The 20,829-nt window shown below is 63.2% G+C and carries 14 protein-coding genes; 7 read left to right on the forward strand and 7 right to left on the reverse strand.

Features of this window, described 5'->3' with window-relative positions:
• Positions 1 to 57: 57 nt before the first annotated feature.
• Together CAQU_RS03625 and CAQU_RS03630 are read left to right on the forward strand one after the other, a co-directional pair.
• Positions 58 to 5,253 (forward strand): Lhr family ATP-dependent helicase, encoded by a 5,196-nt coding sequence (locus CAQU_RS03625; protein ID WP_075725315.1) that lies wholly within the window; start codon positions 58 to 60, stop codon positions 5,251 to 5,253.
• Entirely contained in the window at positions 5,240 to 6,136 is an 897-nt protein-coding gene (locus CAQU_RS03630; protein WP_075725317.1) for a DNA-formamidopyrimidine glycosylase family protein, read from the forward strand. Before CAQU_RS03625 ends, CAQU_RS03630 begins: the two co-directional genes overlap by 14 nt.
• A gap of 54 nt (positions 6,137 to 6,190) precedes the next feature.
• Here CAQU_RS03630 and CAQU_RS13065 read toward each other — a convergent pair whose 3' ends face one another.
• The 5 genes from CAQU_RS13065 to pgi form a co-directional block, all read right to left on the reverse strand.
• Positions 6,191 to 6,748, reverse strand: a complete 558-nt coding sequence (locus CAQU_RS13065; protein WP_245797285.1) for a TM2 domain-containing protein — start codon at positions 6,746 to 6,748, stop codon at positions 6,191 to 6,193.
• Positions 6,749 to 6,996: 248 nt separating this feature from the next.
• Positions 6,997 to 7,605: an RNA methyltransferase gene (locus CAQU_RS03640; RefSeq protein ID WP_075725318.1), complete on the reverse strand. Its 609-nt coding sequence runs from the start codon at positions 7,603 to 7,605 to the stop codon at positions 6,997 to 6,999.
• 97 nt (positions 7,606 to 7,702) lie between these two features.
• Positions 7,703 to 8,938 carry an MFS transporter gene (locus tag CAQU_RS03645; RefSeq protein ID WP_075725320.1) on the reverse strand — a complete coding sequence of 412 codons (1,236 nt, stop codon included), beginning with the start codon at positions 8,936 to 8,938 and terminating at the stop codon, positions 7,703 to 7,705.
• A 181-nt stretch (positions 8,939 to 9,119) separates the two neighbouring features.
• On the reverse strand, positions 9,120 to 9,761 hold the full coding sequence (locus CAQU_RS03650) for a hypothetical protein (protein ID WP_157108886.1): 642 nt from the start codon (positions 9,759 to 9,761) through the stop codon (positions 9,120 to 9,122).
• On the reverse strand, positions 9,742 to 11,388 hold the full coding sequence (pgi, locus tag CAQU_RS03655) for a glucose-6-phosphate isomerase (RefSeq protein WP_075725324.1): 1,647 nt from the start codon (positions 11,386 to 11,388) through the stop codon (positions 9,742 to 9,744). The genes CAQU_RS03650 and pgi overlap by 20 nt, the downstream gene beginning before the upstream one ends.
• A gap of 234 nt (positions 11,389 to 11,622) precedes the next feature.
• Between pgi and CAQU_RS03660 the strand changes: the two genes are divergently transcribed.
• Positions 11,623 to 12,018 carry a hypothetical protein gene (locus tag CAQU_RS03660; RefSeq protein WP_157108887.1) on the forward strand — a complete coding sequence of 132 codons (396 nt, stop codon included), beginning with the start codon at positions 11,623 to 11,625 and terminating at the stop codon, positions 12,016 to 12,018.
• Positions 12,019 to 12,086: 68 nt separating this feature from the next.
• Here CAQU_RS03660 and CAQU_RS03665 read toward each other — a convergent pair whose 3' ends face one another.
• Positions 12,087 to 12,395: a chorismate mutase gene (locus CAQU_RS03665; RefSeq protein ID WP_075725328.1), complete on the reverse strand. Its 309-nt coding sequence runs from the start codon at positions 12,393 to 12,395 to the stop codon at positions 12,087 to 12,089.
• Positions 12,396 to 12,565: 170 nt separating this feature from the next.
• Between CAQU_RS03665 and pcrA the strand changes: the two genes are divergently transcribed.
• Positions 12,566 to 15,091 carry a DNA helicase PcrA gene (pcrA, locus tag CAQU_RS03670; RefSeq protein ID WP_075725330.1) on the forward strand — a complete coding sequence of 842 codons (2,526 nt, stop codon included), beginning with the start codon at positions 12,566 to 12,568 and terminating at the stop codon, positions 15,089 to 15,091.
• 115 nt (positions 15,092 to 15,206) lie between these two features.
• Here the strand turns inward: pcrA and CAQU_RS03675 are convergent, their stop codons facing one another.
• Entirely contained in the window at positions 15,207 to 15,944 is a 738-nt protein-coding gene (locus CAQU_RS03675; protein WP_075725332.1) for a M23 family metallopeptidase, read from the reverse strand.
• Between the two features lie 438 nt (positions 15,945 to 16,382).
• Between CAQU_RS03675 and CAQU_RS03680 the strand changes: the two genes are divergently transcribed.
• From CAQU_RS03680 to purH, 3 genes are all read left to right on the forward strand, one after another.
• On the forward strand, positions 16,383 to 18,275 hold the full coding sequence (locus tag CAQU_RS03680; RefSeq protein ID WP_157108888.1) for a cell division protein PerM: 1,893 nt from the start codon (positions 16,383 to 16,385) through the stop codon (positions 18,273 to 18,275).
• 236 nt (positions 18,276 to 18,511) lie between these two features.
• Positions 18,512 to 19,150, forward strand: coding sequence for a phosphoribosylglycinamide formyltransferase (purN, locus tag CAQU_RS03685; protein ID WP_084562766.1), 639 nt, complete (start codon positions 18,512 to 18,514; stop codon positions 19,148 to 19,150).
• Positions 19,151 to 19,234: 84 nt separating this feature from the next.
• A complete protein-coding gene (gene purH, locus CAQU_RS03690) occupies positions 19,235 to 20,791 on the forward strand; it encodes a bifunctional phosphoribosylaminoimidazolecarboxamide formyltransferase/IMP cyclohydrolase (RefSeq protein WP_075725336.1) in 1,557 nt (518 codons plus the stop codon).
• Positions 20,792 to 20,829 lie beyond the last annotated feature (38 nt).

Consider the following 20,829-nt stretch of genomic DNA (forward strand, 5'->3'; position numbering starts at 1 on the left):
AGTGTGCCCGGCGCCTGCTCAACAACCCCTTGCGGGCCGTGTTTTACAGTGGGGGGCATGGTTGATTCGGCGTTGACAGGCTTCCGCCCAGAGGTAGCCACCTGGTTTTCCGAGGTGTTTTCCGCACCCACTGCAGTCCAACGCGGCGCCTGGGAAGAAATCTCACGCAACCAACACGCCCTCATCGTCGCCCCCACCGGTAGCGGTAAAACCCTCGCCGCCTTCCTGTGGGCGCTGAACTGCCTGGCCGGCAAACCCGGCCAGCTGCCCCTGCCCGATGTGCTGGAAAACCCCCGGCCGGCCCCACCGGCAGGCGCCGACACAAACGCCGACACCCCTGACTCCACCGCTGTCCCCACTGCCGGCGACCCCAGCACTCCCAGCACCGGGGTGCGCGTCATCTACATCTCCCCGCTGAAAGCCCTTGGCGTCGACGTCGAACGCAACCTCCGGGCGCCACTGACCGGTATTAGCCGTACCGCCGCCCGCATGGGTCTACCCATGCCCGAGATCCGCGTCGGGGTCCGCAGCGGCGACACCACCGCTGCGGAACGACAAAAACAACTCAAAAACCCACCAGACATCCTCATCACCACCCCCGAATCGCTGTACCTGATGCTGACCTCCAAAGCATCCCAGGTGCTGCGCACCGTCGACACCATCATCATCGACGAAATCCACGCCGTCGCCGGCACCAAACGCGGCGTGCACCTAGCGCTGTCGCTGGAAAGGCTCGAACACCTCTGCGCCACACCCCCACAGCGCATCGGACTATCCGCTACCGTCAGGCCGCTGGAAACCGTCGCACGCTTCCTCGGCGGGCACCGACTCGTCAGCATCGTCAACCCGCCCGCCACCAAAAAGTGGAACATGTGCGTGCACTCCCCGGTGCCCAACATGAGCGACCTTCCCACCCCGGAACCCGGCTCACGCATCGGCGAAAACCTCGTCGACGACCAACTCGGACTCACCGCGCCCCTGGACGCCCGCGCACCCTTTGAGCCGGACAATCAACCGGGTATCCAGCCGGACAGCCAGCCGGATAGCCAGCCAGAAAACCTTGGCGCGATCGCCTCCGCCATCCTCCCGCCCCCTACTCACACCCCCGCCGAGCAACAGCCAGAACAGGCCACAGACCCCGGGGCGCTGTGGGCCACCCAAGGGCCGGTGGCCACCCCGGTTGCGGGCACCGTCCACTTCGACGACACCCCCGCCGAGACCCCCACCGCCCCCACGGCGCCCGCCCCCGGGGAATTCACCGACGCCGACGAACAAGCCTTTACCCTGCAAGGCACCACCGCCACCGAAAACTCCATCTGGCCCTTCATCGAAAACGCCGTCTACCAAGAAATCACCACCGCCACCTCCACCCTCGTCTTCGTCAACTCCCGCCGCACCGCCGAACGACTCACCAGCCGCATCAACGAGCTCTACGCCAGCGAACACGCCCCCGAACAACTCAGCGCCAGCATGCGCCGCCCACCGGCACAGCTCGGCAAAGTCGGCGACGTCGCCGGCACCGCCGCCACCCTCATCGCCCGCGCCCACCACGGATCCGTCAGCAAAGACGAACGCGCCACCACCGAAGCGATGCTCAAAGCCGGCGAACTCAAAGCCGTCGTCGCCACCTCCTCCCTCGAACTCGGCATCGACATGGGGGCAGTCGACAAAGTCGTCCTCGTCCAATCCCCGCCCAGTGTCGCCAGCGGCCTGCAACGCGTCGGACGCGCCGGCCACAACGTCGGCGCCGAAAGCACCGGCAGCTTCTACCCCCTCCACCGCGCAGACCTGATCTCCACCTGCGTAGTCGTCGACCGCATGCGCCGCGGCGACATCGAAGAACTCACCGTCCCCACCAACGCCCTCGACGTACTCGCCCAACAAACCATCGCCATGGCAGCCCAAGGCGAGATCACCGCCGACGACTGGTACGACACCGTCCGCAAAGCCATGCCCTACGCGCAGCTGCCGCGCCCCGTCTTCGACTCCGTCATCGACCTCGTCAGCGGCGTCTACCCCTCCACAGACTTCTCCGAACTCCGCCCCCGCGTCATCTACGACCGGGTCAGCGGCATCCTCAGCGCCCGCCCCGGCGCCCAACGCATCGCCGTCACCTCCGGCGGCACCATCCCCGACCGCGGACTCTTCGGCGTCTTCCTCGTCGGCGGCGCCGACGGCGGAGCACCCCGCCGCGTCGGCGAACTCGACGAAGAAATGGTCTACGAATCCCGCGTCGGCGACGTCTTCACCCTCGGCGCATCCTCCTGGCGCATCGAAGAAATCACCAAAGACCAAGTACTCGTCACCCCCGCCCCCGGCCACACCGGCCGACTACCCTTCTGGAACGGCGACCAAGCCAGCCGCCCCTACGAACTCGGCCTCGCCATCGGCGCATTCCGCCGCACCGCCCTCAACGATCCCACCACCCTCGACGCGATAGGCATCGACGACTACGCCCGCAACAACGTCACCGACTACCTCACCGAACAACAACAAGCCCTCGGCGTCATACCCGACGAACGCACCCTCGTCCTCGAACGCTTCCGCGACGAACTCGGCGACTGGCGCGTCATCCTCCACACCCCCTTCGGCCGCGCCATCAACGCCCCCTGGGCGCTCGCCGTCGGCCACCGCATCGCCCACACCACCGGCATGGACGCCCAAGCCGTCGCCGGCGACGACGGCATCATCATCCGACTACCCGAATCCGACACCGAACCCGGCATCGACCTATTCACCTTCGACGCCGACGACATCGCCACCATCGTCACCGAACACGTAGGAAACTCCGCCCTGTTCGCCTCCCGCTTCAGGGAATGCGCCGCCCGCGCCCTCCTCCTGCCACGCCGCCACCCCGGCAAACGCGCCCCCCTATGGCAACAACGCCAAAAAGCCGCCCAACTCCTCGACGTCGCCAAACGCTACCCAAGTTTCCCCATCATCCTGGAAACCGTCCGCGAATGCCTCCAAGACGTCTACGACCTGCCCCACCTCGAACACATCTGCCGCGAAATCGCCGCCAACACCATCCGCATCGCCGAAGTCACCACCGACACCCCCAGCCCCTTCGCCACCTCACTGCTGTTCAACTACACCGGCGCCTTCATGTACGAAGGCGACAGCCCCGCCGCCGAAAAACGCGCCGCCGCCCTCGCCCTCGACCCCGCACTACTCGCCCAACTCCTCGGCGACATCGAACTCAAAGACCTCCTCGACCCCGACGTCGTCCTCGAAGTCTCAGCACTAGTCCGCCGCACCCACCCCACCCGCCAAGCCACCACCCCCGAACACCTCATCGACGCCCTCCACACCCTCGGCCCCATCCCCGTCGAAGAACTACACCACTACGTCACAGAAGAACTATTCTCCCCAAACCTGATCGACAACCTCCTCGCCCTCCCCGGCCACCGCGTCATGCAAGTACGCATCGCCGGACGCGAACACCTGGCCCTGACCCAAGAAGCCGCCCTGCTACGCGACGCCCTCGGAATCCCCGCCCCACCCGGAGTCGCCGCCCACCCCGACACCATCCCCGACGCCGCCGAACAACTCATCAGCCGCTACGCCCGCACCCACGGGCCCTTCACCACCCAAGACGTCGCCGACGCCTTCGGCCTCGGCTACGCCATCGCCCACAACACCCTGCACCACCTCGACGGCATCAACGACGGCCGCTACAGCGCCGACACCCCACAATGGTGCGACACCGGCGTCATCCGCATGATGCGCACCCGCTCCCTGGCCAAAGCCCGCCAACAAGCCGAACCGGTCTCCCACACCGCCCTCGCCCGCTTCATCACCGACTGGCACCACATCGCCCCCACCGGCGCCCGCCCCACCCTCCACGGCGTCGACGGCGTCTACCAAGTCCTCGAACAACTCGCCGGCGTCCGCCTGCCCGCCAGCGCCTGGGAAACCCTCATCCTGCCCAGCCGCGTCGCCAACTACCACCCCAGCATGCTCGACGAACTCTGCCTCTCCGGCGACGTCACCATCCACGGCGCCGGCCAAGCCGGCAGCAACGACCCCTGGATCATGCTGCTCCCCATCGACTACGCCGCCGAACTCGCCCCACTCACCACCACCGACGACCCCCAACACAGCGGCCTGCACGAAAAACTCCTCACCATCCTCGGCAGGGGAGGAGGCTACTTCTTCCCCGAACTCGTCGCCGAAACCAACGGACCAGACGACGACGGCCTGGTCATCCCCGGCACCACCAACGAACAAGACATCCGCCGCGCCCTCTGGGAACTCGTCGAACGCGGCCTAGTCACCCCAGACGGCTTCGCCCCCATCCGCGCCCGCCTCGCCGGCGGCACCACCGCCACCACCGCCCACAAAAAACGCCGCACCCCCAACCGCTCCCGCCTACGCATGGGCCGCACCAGCTTCGCCCAAGAACACCGCGCCACCAGCACCCCCGCCGACATGCGGGGACGCTGGTCACTGGCCACCACCCCCAACCCCGAACCCACCGCCCGCTCCGTCGCCCACGGCGAAGCCTGGCTCGACCGCTACGGAGTCGTCACCCGCGGCAGCGTCGTCAGCGAAGACGTCACCGGCGGCTTCGCCCTCGCCTACAAAGTGCTCTCCACCTTCGAAAACAACGGCAAAGCCCTCCGCGCCTACGTCATCGAAGGCCTCGGCGCAGCCCAATTCTCCACCACCGCCATCATCGACCGCATCAGAGGCCACCAAGACAGCGCCGACCAAACCGGCTGGCCCAGCGGCACCACCGAACCTAACACCTACCTCCTCGCCTCCTGCGACCCCGCCAACCCCTACGGCGCAGCCATCCCCTGGCCCGACACCATCCGCGGCAGCCGCGCCGCCGGCGCCATGGTCACCCTCACCGACGGCGTCCTCACCGCCCACCTCAGCCGCGGCGGCAAAACCCTCCAACTCGTAGAAGACCTCCCCGCCGGCATCACCACCGCCGACACCATCCCCCGCATCATCGCCGCCCTAAGCGACGCCATCGCCCAACAACGCATGCAAGCAATCACCATCGAAACCATCAACCACACCCCCGTGTTCGACTCCCCCCACATGGCCCACCTCCGCGCCGCCGGAGCCGCACTGACCCCCAAAGGCCTCAAAATCACCGCCGCCACCACCGCACCCAGCCCACACACCCGCCCCCACAACCGCCGCGCCACCGACCTCAACCCACAAGCCACCACCAGCGACATCCCCACCCACAACAACCCCTTCGGCACCACCGGAAGAGGACGCAATGCCCGAAGGTGATTCCGTCTACCAACTCGCCCGCCGCCTACACCCCCTAGTCGGCGCCACCGTCACCCACACCAGCCTCCGCGTCCCAGACCTCGCCACCACCAGCCTCACCGGCCACACCCTCAACAACCTCTGGCCCTACGGCAAAAACCTCTACATGCAATTCGGCGACAACATCCTCCACACCCACCTAAAAATGGAAGGAAAATGGGCACTACACCGCCAAGGCACCACCTGGCGCGCCCCCGGCCACACCGCCCGCGTCGTCCTCCACTTCAACACCCAACCCCCCAGCGAACTCGTCGGACACAGCCTCGGATTCGTCCGCCTCCTCCACGTCAACGACTACCCCGAACACATCAAAAACTTCGGCCCCGACCTCCTCGCCGCCACCTTCGACCACGACACCGCCGCCCACAACCTCGCCAAACGCCCCGACCGACCCATCGGCGCAGCACTACTCGACCAAAGCAACCTCGCCGGCATCGGCAACGAATACCGAGCCGAAATCTGCTTCCTCTGCGGCGTCCACCCCGGACAAGCAACCAAAAACACCAACATCGACCAAATCCTCACCGTCTCCCGCAGACTCATGTGGGCCAACCGCCTATCACCCATGCGCGTCACCACAGGCGTGAAAAAAGCCGGCGAAAACTCCTACGTCTTCGGCCGCGCCGGACGCCCCTGCCGACGCTGCGCAACCCCCATCGTCAAAGACACCCTCGGCGGAATCGACCGCGGCGGCGACAGCGGAGAACTAGAAAGAATCATCTGGTGGTGCCCCCAATGCCAACCCACACCCCCACACTGGCAATACGACCACCGACTCACCGGCGCCGGACTCATCAACGACCTACCACCACACCACCCCACACATCGAAACACCGCCACCTAAGCGCCTCAAAGGCAACCAAGGCGGCGGCACACAACCCAACACAGCGGGGGAGCACTAACCCAAACGACGCCCCGAGGAATCAGTCGCCAAGCGACCATTGCGGGTCAAAATCATAAAGAAATCAACCAACGCCCAAATATTGACCGCAAAAATCAGCAACAAACCATCATCAATCACAGACAACACCACCCCAGCAAAAGACAAACCCAACTTAATAAACCCCTGCTTGGTGTAACCCAAGTAGAAATCATGAATGCCAAAAGCACCAGTGAAAAACGCCAAAATAGCCGCGATCGCCATCCGCTTATCCGACACCTGCGGATAACCCAACCCACCCGGGGCGAACTGGGACCCAGTAGGAGCAAACATCTGCTGCGGGGCATAGCCAGCCGGCTGCTGCACCACCGCCGGATCAGCTGCAGGCTGCTGATAACCCGCCTGCACCGGATACTGCTGCTGGAATCCACCCTGCGGGGCCTGCGGCTGCTGGTAGCCACCCTGCGGAGCTTGCGGCTGCTGGTAGCCACCAAAAGCGTCACCAGGCTGAGCACCAAAACCAAAAGAACCATTCGGCTGCTGGGGCTGACCAAAATTACCGTGGGGAGTAGTCATGAAAAATACCTTTCACACCAAGACGCACACAACGTCTCAACAAACAGGGAAACCCACCGGGACACCCCGGGTGGGAAAGAAAAACGAAGCGAAAAAATCTTTCCTCGTAACTTCTTTTCTGTTGTCTTAGATGAGCACGCGGGCGAAAAGGTTACACCGCAAACTTTTCCCACCAACGACACAGCGCCCGGCGCCCCCCATTGGAGAAACAACGGGGGCGCGCCGGGCGCTGAAAAGTCGCGGGAAAGCTACTGTTGCTGCGGTTGCTGTTCGGCGGGGGTGGCTTCGCCGTCAGCGGGGGCCGGTGCCTGTTCCTGCGGCTCGCCGGCAGGCTGATCTTGCCCCGGAGCTGCCGGATCGGCACCTTGCTCAAGTTCTTGGGAGAAGAAAGGATCTTCCGGCAGGTGCATCTCCCACTTGCCGGCGTTAAAGACAAACTCCATCGGCTCGCTGGCCTGGTGGTAGCTGGACGCGGCTGCAGCATCAGTGCACAAATCAACCGTGTCGGTGGGGACCTTCTTCACGTCGATCCAGCCGTCCTTGTTGCCGATGACCAGCAACTGCTGGTCGTCTTTCGGGCCTTTTTCGGGATAATCCTCCACCGGCTTATCTACCTGGTATTCGATCATGCTGCGCGTGGTGCCGGGGCAGCCAACGACGTAGAAATCGACCGGGTGCTCAGAATCGGCGTACAGGTCCTCAATGCCGAAGGTTTGCTTCGTCATCAGGTCGGCGTCTTTCAAACGATCGTCAAAACTGTTGTCCACTGAGGCGCCACCGCTGGAGCAAGCAGAAAGCCCCAGCAGTGCGGCAGCTGCGGTCAAGGAAACGGCGCGACGGAGGTGTGAAGAGCTCATGGTGGGAAAGTCTAGCGCACATCAGCTGTGCAGCAACTGCCACAGTGCCCGCGCGCACCCACCGTCACGGGGACATCCGGCCTGGTGAACAGTGCTTTTAGGCGCGTCCGGGCGGGATCAACCCCAACTGCTGTTCCACCGTCGTGTTGCGGGTTGCGAAAAAGCCACCCACCGCGACGATCGTCAACACCACGGCGGTAACTACGTTGGGCCACACCCACCCGGCGACGTGTTCGTGCAAAATGCCATAAAACAGCGGCCCGCCACAGGCGATGGTGTAGCCGGCGCCCTGCCCGAAAGCAGACAGGGCAGTTGCGCCGGCCATGGTGCGTGCTCGCACATTGACCAAGGTCAAACCCATGGGGAAGGTGCAAGGTCCTAAAGCGGAAATGATTACCCACAACCAGGGTGCGCGCATGGGGGCCAGGGCGATACCGAAGTTACCGATGATGAACAGGATCAGGAAGAACACGATCGCTGGGAAAGGATCTTCGAAACGGCCCACCAGCCACGGGCCGATGAACGCCAGAGCCAGACCCAGGCCGGCCCACACCGACAGCATCAGGGCGGCGAACTGGGGACTGGCGCCCCCATCGACATACATCTGGGGCAAAAACAGCATCATGGCGTAGGTCGCGAAGGAGGTGAACCCGAACATGGTGGCTAAGCCCAGGCCGACTGGGGTTTTCCACACGGGTAGCATTTTCTCTCCGCGTTTGGAAGCCTGGTCCGCAACTTTCGACCTGGGGGTGGCTAGAAGGGGAATCCAGGCCAGTGCTGCGAGGATTGCCATCAGTGACCAGGAGCCTAGGCTGATTCGCCAGCCGTGCCCATTGGTGCTGGAATCACCCCACAGTGCCAGCGGTTCGGCGAGCAGTGGGGCGCCGGCCATGCCGATCTGCATTACCACCAAATACGTCATGGACCAGCCGGGTACCCGGGATGGGTAGAAAGCCCTAACTGCCAGGGGGAGCAACGCATTGGTCACGCCGATCGCGAATAGTGCGCACAGTGAGCCGGCGAACATTCCCGTGAAGGTGGGGATCGCTACTCGGAGGATCTGGCCGCCAGCGGTGAGCACCATCGCAAGAAACAATGCGCGCGGGATGGTGAGAACTTTGAGCAGTTTTGGGCTTGAAATCGCGGAGACCGCGAACATGGCGGTGGGGATCATTCCCAGCACACCAATCTGGGTGCCGCTTAGCCCCAGGTCATGCATCAGGCGTGGCAGCAGTGGGGAAAGTCCGGTGACTGCCGCTCGCATGTTCAGCGCCGTCAGGATGATGGCAAGTCCAGCTACCCAATGAGGACGAACACGCGATGAAGATGTCATGGAGGGACATTGTAGGCGCTTAGCCGTAATCAGTTTCAAACTGGGCGGGGCAGGACAGCGGTGATTGAGCTTAGGGCAGTCCTAAAGCTGGAAGCGATGGCACAAAAGAAGGCGCCGACTGCCTCATATAGGAAGCAATCGGCGCCGATCTTTAAGGGGGCGTCGAGTCGATGACTGTCCGCTAGTTGGTTGGGATCTTGAAGTTTTCGCCTACCTGCGGAACCTGGTTGGCCGGCGAAGCCGGGGCGGGGTTGGGATCCATCTGCTCCGGGGTGCCCGCGTGGTCTTGACCGCTGTGATCCTGACCGGGGTGGGTGCCGGAGTGGCCTTGGCTCGGGTGGACGCCCGCGTGGCCTTGACCGGTGTCATCGGTGCTGGCACTGGTGGTGGTGCTGGTGGGGCTGGCGTACCAGGAGCCATCGTCGTCCTTGGTCATCTTCAACGGGGTGGTGATGTCGGTGACTTCCCACCCAGTCGAGGACTTGCACAGGTTGAAGCGACTCAGGTCATACGTGCGAATCTTCGCTTGGTTTTGGGCGTCGAAAAGCAGCAGCGCGGACTTGTCCTCGTAGCCGTCTTCCGGGTATTTCGCCGGTGCGGAAAAACCGAGGGTTTTGGCGAGGTCCTTTGCGGAGGTCTTGGGGCAGACGATCAAGTACCGCGTTTGATCATCGGTGTGGCCCAAGGTCACCGTCACCTGTTTCGCATCCCGGCTTTCCAAGTCGCCGAAGGCAAGGTCGCTGGTCAACGTGGAACACCCGGCTAGCGCCAACGCGAAGGGAAGCGCTAGCCCGAGTGTGCGCTTAGCCTTCACGGTTGGCACGGAACCAGGAGATCAGGCTGTCGGTGGAGCTGTCGCCAGAGTCGACGTTCTCGTCGCCGTTGACGGCGGGCAGCAGGTCGCCGGCCTGCTTCTTGCCGAGCTCAACGCCCCACTGGTCGAAGGAGTTGATGTCCCAGATCACGCCCTGAACGAAGACAATGTGCTCGTAGAGGGCAATCAGCGAGCCCAGGATGAAGGGGGTGAGTTCCTCAGCCAAGATGGTGGTGGTGGGGCGGTTGCCGGGCATGACCTTGTGAGTCACCAATTCCACCGGCACGCCTTCTGCGGAGATTTCCTGCTCGTTCTTGCCGAATGCCAACACCTTGGTCTGGGCGAAGAAGTTGCTCATCAGCAGGTTGTGCATGCTGCCGGTGCCGTCGGCGGTGGGCAGATCCTGGCGGGGGCGGGCGAAACCGATGAAGTCCGCCGGGACTAGGCGGGTGCCCTGGTGCAGCAGCTGGAAGAAGGCGTGCTGGCCGTTGGTGCCGGGCTCACCCCAGTAGATTTCGCCAGTGTTGACGCTCACGGCGGAGCCATCGCGGCGCACGGACTTGCCGTTGGATTCCATGGTCAGCTGCTGCAGGTAGGCGGGGAAGCGAGCCAAATCCTGGGAGTAGGGCAGCACGGCGTGAGTGTCGGCGCCGTAGAAGTCGCCGTACCAGACTCCGAGCAGGCCCATCAGCACGGGCAGGTTCTTGTCGAGCTCGGCGGTGCGGAAGTGGACGTCCATGGCGTGGAAGCCTTCGAGGAAACGCATGAAGTCCATGGGGCCAATCACGGCCATCAGGGACAGGCCGATGGCGGAGTCCACGGAGTAGCGGCCACCAACCCAATCCCAGAAACCAAACATGTTGCGGGTGTCGATGCCGAATTCGGCTACCTTTTCCGCGTTGGTGGACACTGCCACGAAGTGCTTGGCGACGGCCGATTCGTCACCGTCGAAAGCCTCAAGCAGCCAGCGCTTGGCGGCGTGGGCGTTGGCGAGGGTTTCCTGGGTGGTGAAGGTCTTCGAGGCGACGACGAACAGGGTGGAACCCGGGTCGAGGTCGTCGACCTTGGCGTGGAAGTCTGCGGGGTCAACGTTGGATACGAAGCGGGCGGAAATGCCCGCGGTGGCCTCGGAGCGCAGGGCCTGGACTGCCATGGCGGGGCCCAGGTCGGAGCCACCAATGCCGATGTTGACGATGGTCTTGATGGTGTGTCCGGTGTGTCCGAGCCATTCGCCGCTGCGCAGTGCGCGGGCGAAGTCACGCATGCGGGACAGCACGTCGTGGACGTCGGCGGCCACATCTTGACCATCGATGCTCAGTTCGTCTTCGACGGGCATGCGCAGGGCGGTGTGCAGCACTGCGCGGTCTTCGGTGTTGTTGATGTGGGTGCCGTTGAACATTTCCTCACGGCGCTGCTCCAGGCCGGCGGCCTTGGCCAGGTCAACCAGGAGGGACACGGTTTCGGAGGTGATGAGGTTTTTCGACAGGTCGACGTGGAGGCCCGCAGCATCGAGGGTGAGGGACTCGGCGCGTTGTGCGTCGGCATCGAACAGTTCGCGCAAAGTGGTGTGCGCCAGCTCGTTGTGGTGGGTTTCAAGCTTCTGCCATTGCTCGGTGCTGGAGATGTCGAAAGACATGCGTTTCATTCCTTGTGTGAGATAAAAACTGTGGTCGCTTCACCTCGAATAAGTCGGCGTGGCTGAATCCATGCGCAACCGTTTCGGTGAACCGGCCCTGTTCTTTCCTAATCTAGTCGCCTGCAGCGATTTACGCCTGTGCAGGTGTGGACAGTCCTGGGGCGTGGTGGTGTGGGGTGGAAAAAGTGTGCGGAAACCATTGACATGGCTGTGCTGGCGCTGCACAGTGAGAGCATGGAACACCGCACTGATTCATCGCAGGACAAGGAAGATAAGGACAAGGCGCCGTTGGCGGGCACTGTGTCGTGGAATCTTGACTGTGTGCCCGAGCAGTTGGCCGCTCAGCTTGCTGAGGCCGCGGCGGAACACCGTGTGTCGGTGGAGACCCTCGTTGTTGAGGTGTTGAGCGAGTATGTGCGGTGGGAGCGTTTGGCGAAGCTGCGTGATCGTTCGAGCCACGATGAGTATGACGAGTCGGAGCAGGGTTTTACGTCCTGGACGGAGCAGGTGGAGTTTTTCCATGCGCGCTTGCGTTCCCGCGCGGAGTCTGCGGCTGATGGTGTTGAGGTGGAGCCCCCGGTGCAGCGTCCGGGTGTGACTCGTGGTGGGCAGGGTCCTGCGGAGGGATGAGAAATAACTGACGCCCTGCTTCCCGTGTGTGTTCGGGCAGCAGGGCGTTGTGGTGTTTTTGGGTTAGGTTAGCCGAGTTTCCCGCGGCCCATGCGCAGCAGGATGGATGCGAGGGCGGGGCCTTCTTCGCCGATTTCTTGGCGGAATTGGTTGATGATGGCGACTTCGCGGGTGTGGACCAGTTTGGTGCCGCCGGAGCCCATGCGGGTTTTGCCGATGGCTTGGGAGACTTCGGAGCGGCGTTTGACGGCGTCGAGGATGACGCGGTCGAGGCGGTCGATTTCTTCGCGATAACGACGGATTTCCGCGTCGGAAAGGGGATCATCGGTGCCGGAGGGCACCCGGATGTCAAAGGTGTCGTTCGCTTCTTGTGTCATAGCCCCATATTTTGCCACAGCTTGCGTGGGGAACCAGTTGCGTTTTACCCCCAGTTGGGCGGGGTGTGGCTGGGGCGGGTGCTGGTGGTCGGTGGCCGGTGGTGTTTCGACCCGGTGTTCGACGGGGCAACTGCTGCGCTTGCGCCGTGGGCGGTAGGTTATAGGGCACTATGCCACTTCAGAATCCTTTTTCTCGTCCGTCTGTGTCTTCGTCTTCTTCCCAGGGGGTGGGGGCTGCTTCGACTAGCGGGGCGCACCCGTTTTCGCCTGGAGTGCGTGCGGGGGCGGATCCGGCGGCTGCGGCGCAGCGTTCGGCGGAGAAGCTGGTTGAGGGGTTGAATCCGCAGCAGCGTGAGGCGGTGGAGCACATTGGTTCGCCGCTGTTGATTGTGGCGGGTGCGGGCTCGGGCAAGACTGCTGTGTTGACCCGGCGAATTGCGTATCTGTTGGCCTTGCGCAATGTGGCGCCGTGGGAGGTTTTGGCTATTACCTTCACGAATAAGGCTGCTGCTGAGATGCGTGAGCGGGTGGGCCAGCTGGTGGGCCCGGTGGCGGAGCGGATGTGGGTGGCGACGTTCCACTCGACGTGTGTGCGGATTCTGCGCCAGCAGGCGCAGCTGGTGCCGGGGCTGAATACGAATTTTTCGATCTATGACACCGATGATGCGCAGCGTTTGTTGGCGCAGATCGCAAAGGATAAAGGGCTGGATGCGAAAAAGTTCACGCCCCGGGCGCTGCTGAATGGGATTTCGAATTGGAAAAACGAGCTGATTGGCCCGGAGGAGGCGCTGGCGGAGGCCAAGGCCACGCATAACCGTTACGAGGAGGTCATTGCTGAGGTCTTTGGGGAGTATCAGCGGGCGCTGCGGCAGGCTAATGCGGTCGATTTTGATGATCTGATTGGTGAGGTGGTGCGGATTTTCCAGCAGCATCCTCCGGTGGTGGAGTATTACCGGCGCCGTTTCCGCCATGTGCTCATCGATGAGTATCAGGACACTAACCATGCGCAGTACATGCTGGTCAGTGCCTTGGTGGGTACCGAGGTCACGGCTGATGGTTTGCAGCCGAGTGAGTTGTGTGTGGTCGGTGACGCGGATCAGTCGATTTATGCGTTCCGTGGTGCGACGATTCGTAATATTGAGGAGTTTGAGCGGGATTATCCGCAGGCGAAAACCATTGTGTTGGAGCAGAATTATCGTTCCACCCAGATGATTTTGGATGCGGCGAATGCGGTGATTGATCGTAATGATGGTCGTCGTGCGAAGAAGCTGTGGACGGCGCAGGGCGCGGGGGAGAAGATCGTCGGATACGTGGCCGATAATGAGCACGATGAGGCGCGTTTTATTGCCGGCGAGATTGATGAGTTGGTGGATCGGGGGATGGCGTATTCCGACATTGCGGTGATGTATCGCACGAATAATGCCTCGCGTGCGATTGAGGATGTGTTTATTCGTTCGGGTATTCCGTACAAGGTGGTTGGCGGTACGCGCTTTTATGAGCGCAAAGAAATCCGGGACATCATTGCGTATTTGCGGGTGATTGAGAACGAGGAGGATGCGGTGAGTTTGCGCCGCATCATCAATACTCCGCGCCGTGGAATTGGGGATAAGGCCATTGCGGCGGTGAGTTTGCATGCGGAGACCCATCGGGTGAGTTTTGCGTCGGCTTTGCATGCGGCGGCCCATGGGGAGGTTGATGGTCTGTCGACCAGGGGTAAGTCTGCGATTGCTGGGTTTAATCAGTTGCTGGATGGGTTGCGGATGGCTGCGTTGTCGGCGCGTGACGAGGTGACGGGTTATCCGGATCTTGGGGTGGTGGTGAGTGAGGTGTTGGATTCGACGGGGTATCGCGATGAGTTGGCGAAGTCGAATGATCCGCAGGATGCGGCCCGGCTCGACAACGTCAATGAGTTGGTGGCGGTGGCCCGCGAGTTCGCTTCAGAGGCCGCGAATCTGCGTGCGTATGAGGAGATGGATGGCGGCCCGACTCCTGCGGAGGATGGCCAGCCGGAGCCGGGGAGCTTGGCGGCGTTTTTGGAGCGGGTGTCTTTGGTTGCGGATGCTGACCAGTTGCCTGATGGGGAGGAGTCCGTGGTGACGTTGATGACGTTGCACACGGCGAAGGGTTTGGAGTTTCCGGTGGTGTTTTCGGTGGGCTGGGAGGATGGCCAGTTCCCGCATACTCGCTCTTTGGGGGATCCGACGCAGCTGCAGGAGGAGCGGCGTTTGGCTTATGTGGGTATTACGCGCGCGTGCCAGCGTCTGTATGTGACGCGGGCGATGATGCGTAGTGCGTGGGGTAGTCCCGTGACGAATCCGCCGTCGCGTTTTTTGGGGGAGATCCCGGATGCGGTGATTGATTGGCGCCGTGAGGCCCCGGAGTTTGATGCGTGGGGTGAGCCCTCCTACGGGTCGTATGGTTCTTCGTCGGGCTATGGCGCTGCGCGTGGTTATGGGTCTTCTTATGGTTCTTCTGCGAAGCCGAAGCGGCCGCGTGGGGGGATTCCTAAGGCGAATGTGGGAAAGAAGGATTTGCAGTTGGTGGTGGGGGATCGGGTGGTGCACGACAAGTATGGGTTGGGCACGGTGATGGAGGTGTCGCATGGTGCGCCGGCCGATACGGTGGTGGTTGATTTTGGTTCTTCGGGCACGGTGCGTTTGATGCTGTTGGGTAATGTGCCGTTGGAAAAGCTGTAGCTTTTTCGCTGTGGTGGGGCCTTGCCGGATGGTGGGGCCCCATTTTTTTGGGGTTGGGTGGGGGGCATGAAAAAACCGCCTCACGAGGTGTGAGGCGGTTTGTGTGTGGAGTTTTTTAAACGCTGATGCCGCGTGCGGCGAGCCACGGGATGGGGTCGACCGCGGAGCCACCACCGGGGTGTACTTCGAAGTGGAGGTGCACGCCAGTGGAGAATCCACGGGAGCCCATGCCGGCGATTTTGGTGCCGGCGGTGACGTGTTGGCCGACGGAGACGTCGATGGTTTCCATGTGGCCGTAGACGGTGATGGTGCCGTCTTCGTGCTTGATGCGGACCCACTGGCCGTAGCCGGAGGCGGGGCCGGCGTCGATGACGGTGCCGTCTTCGACTGCGAGGATCGGGGTGCCGAGGGAGTTGGCGATGTCGATGCCGGAGTGGAAGGTGCCCCAGCGCGGCCCGAAGGGGCTGGTGAGGATGCCTTCGGCGGGCTTGACGACCTGCGGTGCGCGGGCGGCTTCGTCGGCTGCCATGCGCTCAGCGTTGTACTGGATTGCCTTGGAGAGCTGGTCGGCCAGGTTCAGTACCGGCTTGAATTCGGCGATCTCCAGGATCTGGGGGGCTTGGTCGAAGATGACCGGAGCTGCGTTGTCGGCGGCGAGCTCGTACTGGGGGGTTGCCTCGCTGTGGGCGGGGGCTGCGTCGACACTGGTGTGTGCGACGGCGGTGCCTGCGGCACCTGCGGTGCCGACAGCAGAAGTCGCAACGGCCAACAGGGCTGCGCGGCCCTTGGTGGTGTGCGAGACGCTGGTCTTACGGTGTGCGCCTGCACGGTTGCGCTGAGCCTGCTTTTGCATTGAAGCCTCTTCCTCAGGGTCCTACCGGGATTACGGTGGTTGTTGGACGGGGAATATCTAACGGTGTTGTGCGTTGATATTTTCGTCCTGCACTTGCCTGGCATCTTTCTTTCGGCTGATGTGCCGGTGGAAGGTGTCTTGTTGGCGGTGCGGTGGCGGTTGCCATCGAGTGGACCACATGCAATCGTGACCATCCCGTTATCTAACGAGAGTCAACGATAACGGTTTGGTTGCGGTCGGGCAACCCGTTTGGGCAAAAATCAGGCTTTATGGTGCAGTCGTGACTTCAGGAGTGAACGTTACGTTCGTTATCGAATCGTTACTGAAAATTGCGTGCCGTGTCTTCCGGGGTGGTTGGGGTGGGGGCGAGGGGTCAAATTTTGGGGTCTGTGGCACGCCTTCCTGTATTGGGGTGGACAACGTGGCACAGTGGGGCGGGTGAGTAAGAAGACAAGCCCACAGGCGCGATCTGCCCGCAATCCACGCCCCGGCCGCCGTCCGGAGAAGACGGTGAGGGCGCGTTCCGCACGGGGGTCTGGCGCCTCCTCGCGCGCCTTGGAGGGGGCTGTGGTTGAGGGGTGGAAGCCGCTAGTGCGGGGCTACTGCCTCCCGATAATCGTTCTCAATGTGATAGTGGTCACTCTTGTGATTGCTGTGGCGTTTGGGGCGTTATTGATTTCTGGATCTTCCTTCGTGGCGCTGCCCGCGACGATCGCCCAACTGTTTTTGCTTACCCTTGGCTCACCGGTGTCCTCCCGGGACACCACCTTGGGGGTCGTCCCGCTGCTGCCCGCCTTGGCGGTGTGGCTGGCTACTGCCCACCGGGTGCGCGGGGTCATCGGCGGCCGCATTAGTTTGCGCCAACTGTCGGTGTTGGGCGCCTCCACCATCGCAGTACCTCTATTACTGGTCTTCGTCGCCTACGGCATGCTCATCGATGCCTCCGCCGTCATTCCCGTCGCTGTCCCACCCATGGCAACCTCCGTGGGGCGAGTGGCGCTGCTCGCGGCGCTGGCCTTCGTTGCCGGCGGCGGAGTAAAGCTGTATTCGGCGCTGGCCCGCAAGTTCTTACTCCCCGAATTTTTCGTGCACGGCGTGGCCCTGGGCGCGCGCTTCGTGGCTTACTCCCTCGTGGTGTGGGCTGTGGCCGCGCTGGCCGCGGTAGGCCTGCACTGGGAGATGGTGGCCGAATTCCTCGACCACTTCCCCTCAGCCGGGGCACGCACCGGCATCGGCGTGCTCAGCGTGCTGTACCTGCCCACCATGGCCGCCGTAGCACTCGTGCTCGGCGGACTCGGCTACCTGATGATCGGCACCACCTTCGTCAGCCTGGGGCAGGAAACAGTCCTGCAACAACAACTGCCACCCCTGCCGCTGTTCGCGGCCCTGCCGCAAACCACCTGGCCGGAATGGCAACGCCTCGCCATCGCCACCACGGTGAGCATCCTGATCGCCTTCCTCGTCGCCTACCGGGCCCCACGCACCAGCCCCACCTGGGCCAAAGTCTTTGGGCAGCTGGCGGTAGCCACCGTGTCCGTCGCCGCGGGCGTGGCCGTGCTGGTTTTCATGTCCACCGGACAAATCGGCGTGATGGGCAACCTCACCGCCTCCCTGTGGCCGGCAATGCTCAGCCTGGCCGGCTTCTTCTTCGCCGGCAGCCTCTGCGCCCTGGTAGTCACCGCACTGCGCGAAAACCGCACCCGCGACACCACCCCAGCCGAAGCTGCAGCCCAGCCAGACACCTCAAACGCCGACGCCGAGGAACAGCCCGACGACCAGCCGCACCCGCAGCAGGACGGCGAAGCTGACGCGGAGACAGACGGTGACACCGACCCGGACGAAAATCCCGCGGCACCCGCCGATGAGACACTAGCCGACGAGGCGGCAACAGGCAGCGCCGATCAGGACGAAAACGCGCACTCCCCGGCCACCGAGCCCCTCGACGCCACCGCGTCCGAACAGTCCACCACTCAGACAGATTCCGACACCGCAGCCCCAGCAGACGATGAGGCAGATGCGCACAGCGACGAGTCGGCCCGCGCGGAGACTTCCGATAACAGCACAGGCACAGCAGGCGCAGAGGATGTAAAGGATGCAGAGGGCGCAGAGGATGCAGATGCAGAGGGCGCAGAGGATGTAGAGGGCACAGCAGTAAACAAGGAACCGGACGCACGCGACGACGCACTCCAAGCGGACAACGCCAAACACGCCGGTGGTGCCGAAGACCTTGAAGCGGACGCCGAAACCTCAGACGAAAACGCAGACGGAAACGCGGATACAGGCACAGGCGAAAACGCAGACAAAAAAGATGCAGAGGAAGACAACCCCTAAACACCCCAGCAGCCAATTCCGCCCCACCGGATAAACCCAAAAACCGTCAGCAACACAGCTGACAGTGCTCCTCAATCGGTCACCGCGTGCGGAACAAATCTGCATTTCAGCATCCAACACCAACCCCCAGCCCCACCCAGCCTGAGGAAAAACCCCAGCTAGTTGGGCTTCCGGGGGTAGCTAAACCCCCGAGCCTTTTAGCAAAGGGGGTACCACCGTCATCTAAGATATTCCGCGTGACCCCAACTACCACCGGTAAAAAACCACGCCTGCGCATCGTCGTACTGGCCTCCGGCGCAGGCACCCTCGCCGAAGCCATCTTCCGCGCAGCAGGAGACAACTACCAGGTCGTAGCACTGGTCACCGACACGACATGTCCGGCACTCGACAAAGCCACCGCCGCAGCAATCACCTCGACGGTGGTGCCGCTGTCCGACTACCCCGACCGCGACACCTGGAACACCGCGCTGACCCGCACGGTCTCCCAATACCAGCCAGACATCGTCGTATCCGCAGGATTCATGCGAATCCTCAACGCGTCGTTCCTCCAGACCTTTGACTCCCGCGTCATCAACACCCATCCCGCACTCCTGCCCGCCTTCCCCGGCGCACATGCAGTGCGGGATGCACTGCATTATGGGGTAAAAATCACCGGCACCACCGTCCACGTCGTGGACACCGGCGTCGACACCGGCCCCATCATCGCGCAACAAGCAGTCCCCGTCGCACCCGACGACACCGAAAGCTCGCTGCACGAACGCATCAAAAAAATCGAACGCGAACTCATCGTGACGGTCCTCAACGACAACCCCCTCGCCGCTATCGCCGCGGCACTGAACACCCGGGGCGATGGCGCCCCACACCACAACCAGTGACCACCACTGCAACGGTGCGGTGCCGCACACACGCGGCACCCACCACCTCGACAACAAACTGTGTGAAAGCGACGGCAAACCACCATGAGTGATGACAAGAAGGCCATCAAACGCGCCCTTATCAGCGTGTACGACAAAACAGGACTCGAAGACCTTGCCCGCGCGCTCAACGACGCCGGCGTGGAAATCGTCTCCACCGGATCAACCGCCTCCACCATCTCCAACCTCGGCATCCCCGTCACCCCCGTCGAAGAACTCACCGGGTTCCCCGAATGCCTCGAAGGCCGCGTCAAAACCCTGCACCCCAAAGTGCACGCCGGCATCCTCGCCGACACCCGCAAAGCCGACCACCTCGCACAGCTCGACGACCTCGGCGTCGCAGCCTTCCAACTCGTCGTCGTCAACCTCTACCCCTTCACACAAACCGTCGCCTCCGGCGCCGACTTCGACGCCTGCGTCGAACAAATCGACATCGGCGGGCCCTCCATGGTGCGCGCCGCAGCCAAAAACCACCCCTCCGTCGCCGTCGTTGTCGACCCCAACCGCTACCAAGACGTCACCGCCGCCCTCAACAACGGTGGCTTCACCCGCGAACAGCGCACCGCACTAGCCGTCGACGCCTTCCGCCACACCGCCGCCTACGACGTCGCCGTCGCCACCTGGCTCGGTGAACAACACAACGACGAGGAATACCAGCCCTGGATGGGGCTGTCCCTCAACCTGGCACACACCCTCCGCTACGGCGAAAACCCCCACCAAACCGCGGCCCTGTATCTCGATCCCGCCAACGCCACCGGGCTGGCCCACGCCACCCAGCTGCACGGCAAGGAAATGAGCTACAACAACTACACCGACTCCGACGCCGCCTGGCGGGCCGCCTGGGACCACGAACGCCCCTGCGTCGCCATCATCAAGCACGCCAACCCCTGCGGCATCGCCGTTTCCGACGAATCCATCGCCGCAGCCCACCGCGCCGCCCACGCCTGCGACTCCGTCTCCGCCTTCGGTGGCGTCATCGCCGCCAACCGCGAAGTCAGCGTCGAAATGGCCAAACAAGTCGCCGAAATCTTCACCGAAGTCATCATCGCGCCCTCCTACGAAGACGGCGCCGTCGAGGTCCTTAGCCAAAAGAAAAACATCCGCATCCTCGTCGCCGAAGCCCCCCACGCCGACACCAAAGAACTCCGCCAAGTATCCGGCGGCATGCTCGTCCAACAGCGCGACCTCGTCGACGCCGAAGGCGACAACCCCGCCAACTGGACCCTGGCCGCAGGCGAACCCGCCGACGCCGACACCCTCGCCGAACTCGAATTCGCCTGGCGCGCCGTCCGCGCCGTGAAATCCAACGCCATCCTGCTCGCCCGCGACGGCGCCACCGTCGGCGTCGGCATGGGTCAAGTCAACCGCGTCGACTCCGCCCGCCTCGCCGTCCAACGCGCCGGCGCCGACCGCGCCCGCGGCAGCGTCGCCGCCTCCGACGCCTTCTTCCCCTTCGCCGACGGTTTTGAAGTCCTCGCCGAAGCAGGAGTCCGCGCCGTGGTCCAGCCAGGTGGTTCCATCCGCGACAACGAAGTCATCGAAGCCGCCACCAAAGCAGGCATCACCATGTACCTAACCGGTGCCCGCCACTTCGCGCACTAAAACCCACCACCAAAAGCCCTGTGCACGCCTCCCCACAA

This window comes from Corynebacterium aquilae DSM 44791, from assembly GCF_001941445.1.
In the GTDB taxonomy this organism is placed as follows: domain Bacteria; phylum Actinomycetota; class Actinomycetes; order Mycobacteriales; family Mycobacteriaceae; genus Corynebacterium; species Corynebacterium aquilae.

What these genes read in the sequence shown, in the direction of transcription:
- CAQU_RS13065 (WP_245797285.1), bottom strand. Translation starts at nt 6,748, where the DNA reads ATGACTACTCCCCACGGTAATTTTGGTCAGCCCCAGCAGCCGAATGGT.
- CAQU_RS03665 (WP_075725328.1), bottom strand. Translation starts at nt 12,395, where the DNA reads ATGACACAAGAAGCGAACGACACCTTTGACATCCGGGTGCCCTCCGGC.
- CAQU_RS03630 (WP_075725317.1), top strand. Translation starts at nt 5,240, where the DNA reads ATGCCCGAAGGTGATTCCGTCTACCAACTCGCCCGCCGCCTACACCCC.
- CAQU_RS03625 (WP_075725315.1), top strand. Translation starts at nt 58, where the DNA reads ATGGTTGATTCGGCGTTGACAGGCTTCCGCCCAGAGGTAGCCACCTGG.
- pcrA (WP_075725330.1), top strand. Translation starts at nt 12,566, where the DNA reads ATGCCACTTCAGAATCCTTTTTCTCGTCCGTCTGTGTCTTCGTCTTCT.
- pgi (WP_075725324.1), bottom strand. Translation starts at nt 11,388, where the DNA reads ATGTCTTTCGACATCTCCAGCACCGAGCAATGGCAGAAGCTTGAAACC.
- CAQU_RS03660 (WP_157108887.1), top strand. Translation starts at nt 11,623, where the DNA reads ATGGAACACCGCACTGATTCATCGCAGGACAAGGAAGATAAGGACAAG.
- CAQU_RS03645 (WP_075725320.1), bottom strand. Translation starts at nt 8,938, where the DNA reads ATGACATCTTCATCGCGTGTTCGTCCTCATTGGGTAGCTGGACTTGCC.
- CAQU_RS03640 (WP_075725318.1), bottom strand. Translation starts at nt 7,605, where the DNA reads ATGAGCTCTTCACACCTCCGTCGCGCCGTTTCCTTGACCGCAGCTGCC.
- CAQU_RS03675 (WP_075725332.1), bottom strand. Translation starts at nt 15,944, where the DNA reads ATGCAAAAGCAGGCTCAGCGCAACCGTGCAGGCGCACACCGTAAGACC.
- purH (WP_075725336.1), top strand. Translation starts at nt 19,235, where the DNA reads ATGAGTGATGACAAGAAGGCCATCAAACGCGCCCTTATCAGCGTGTAC.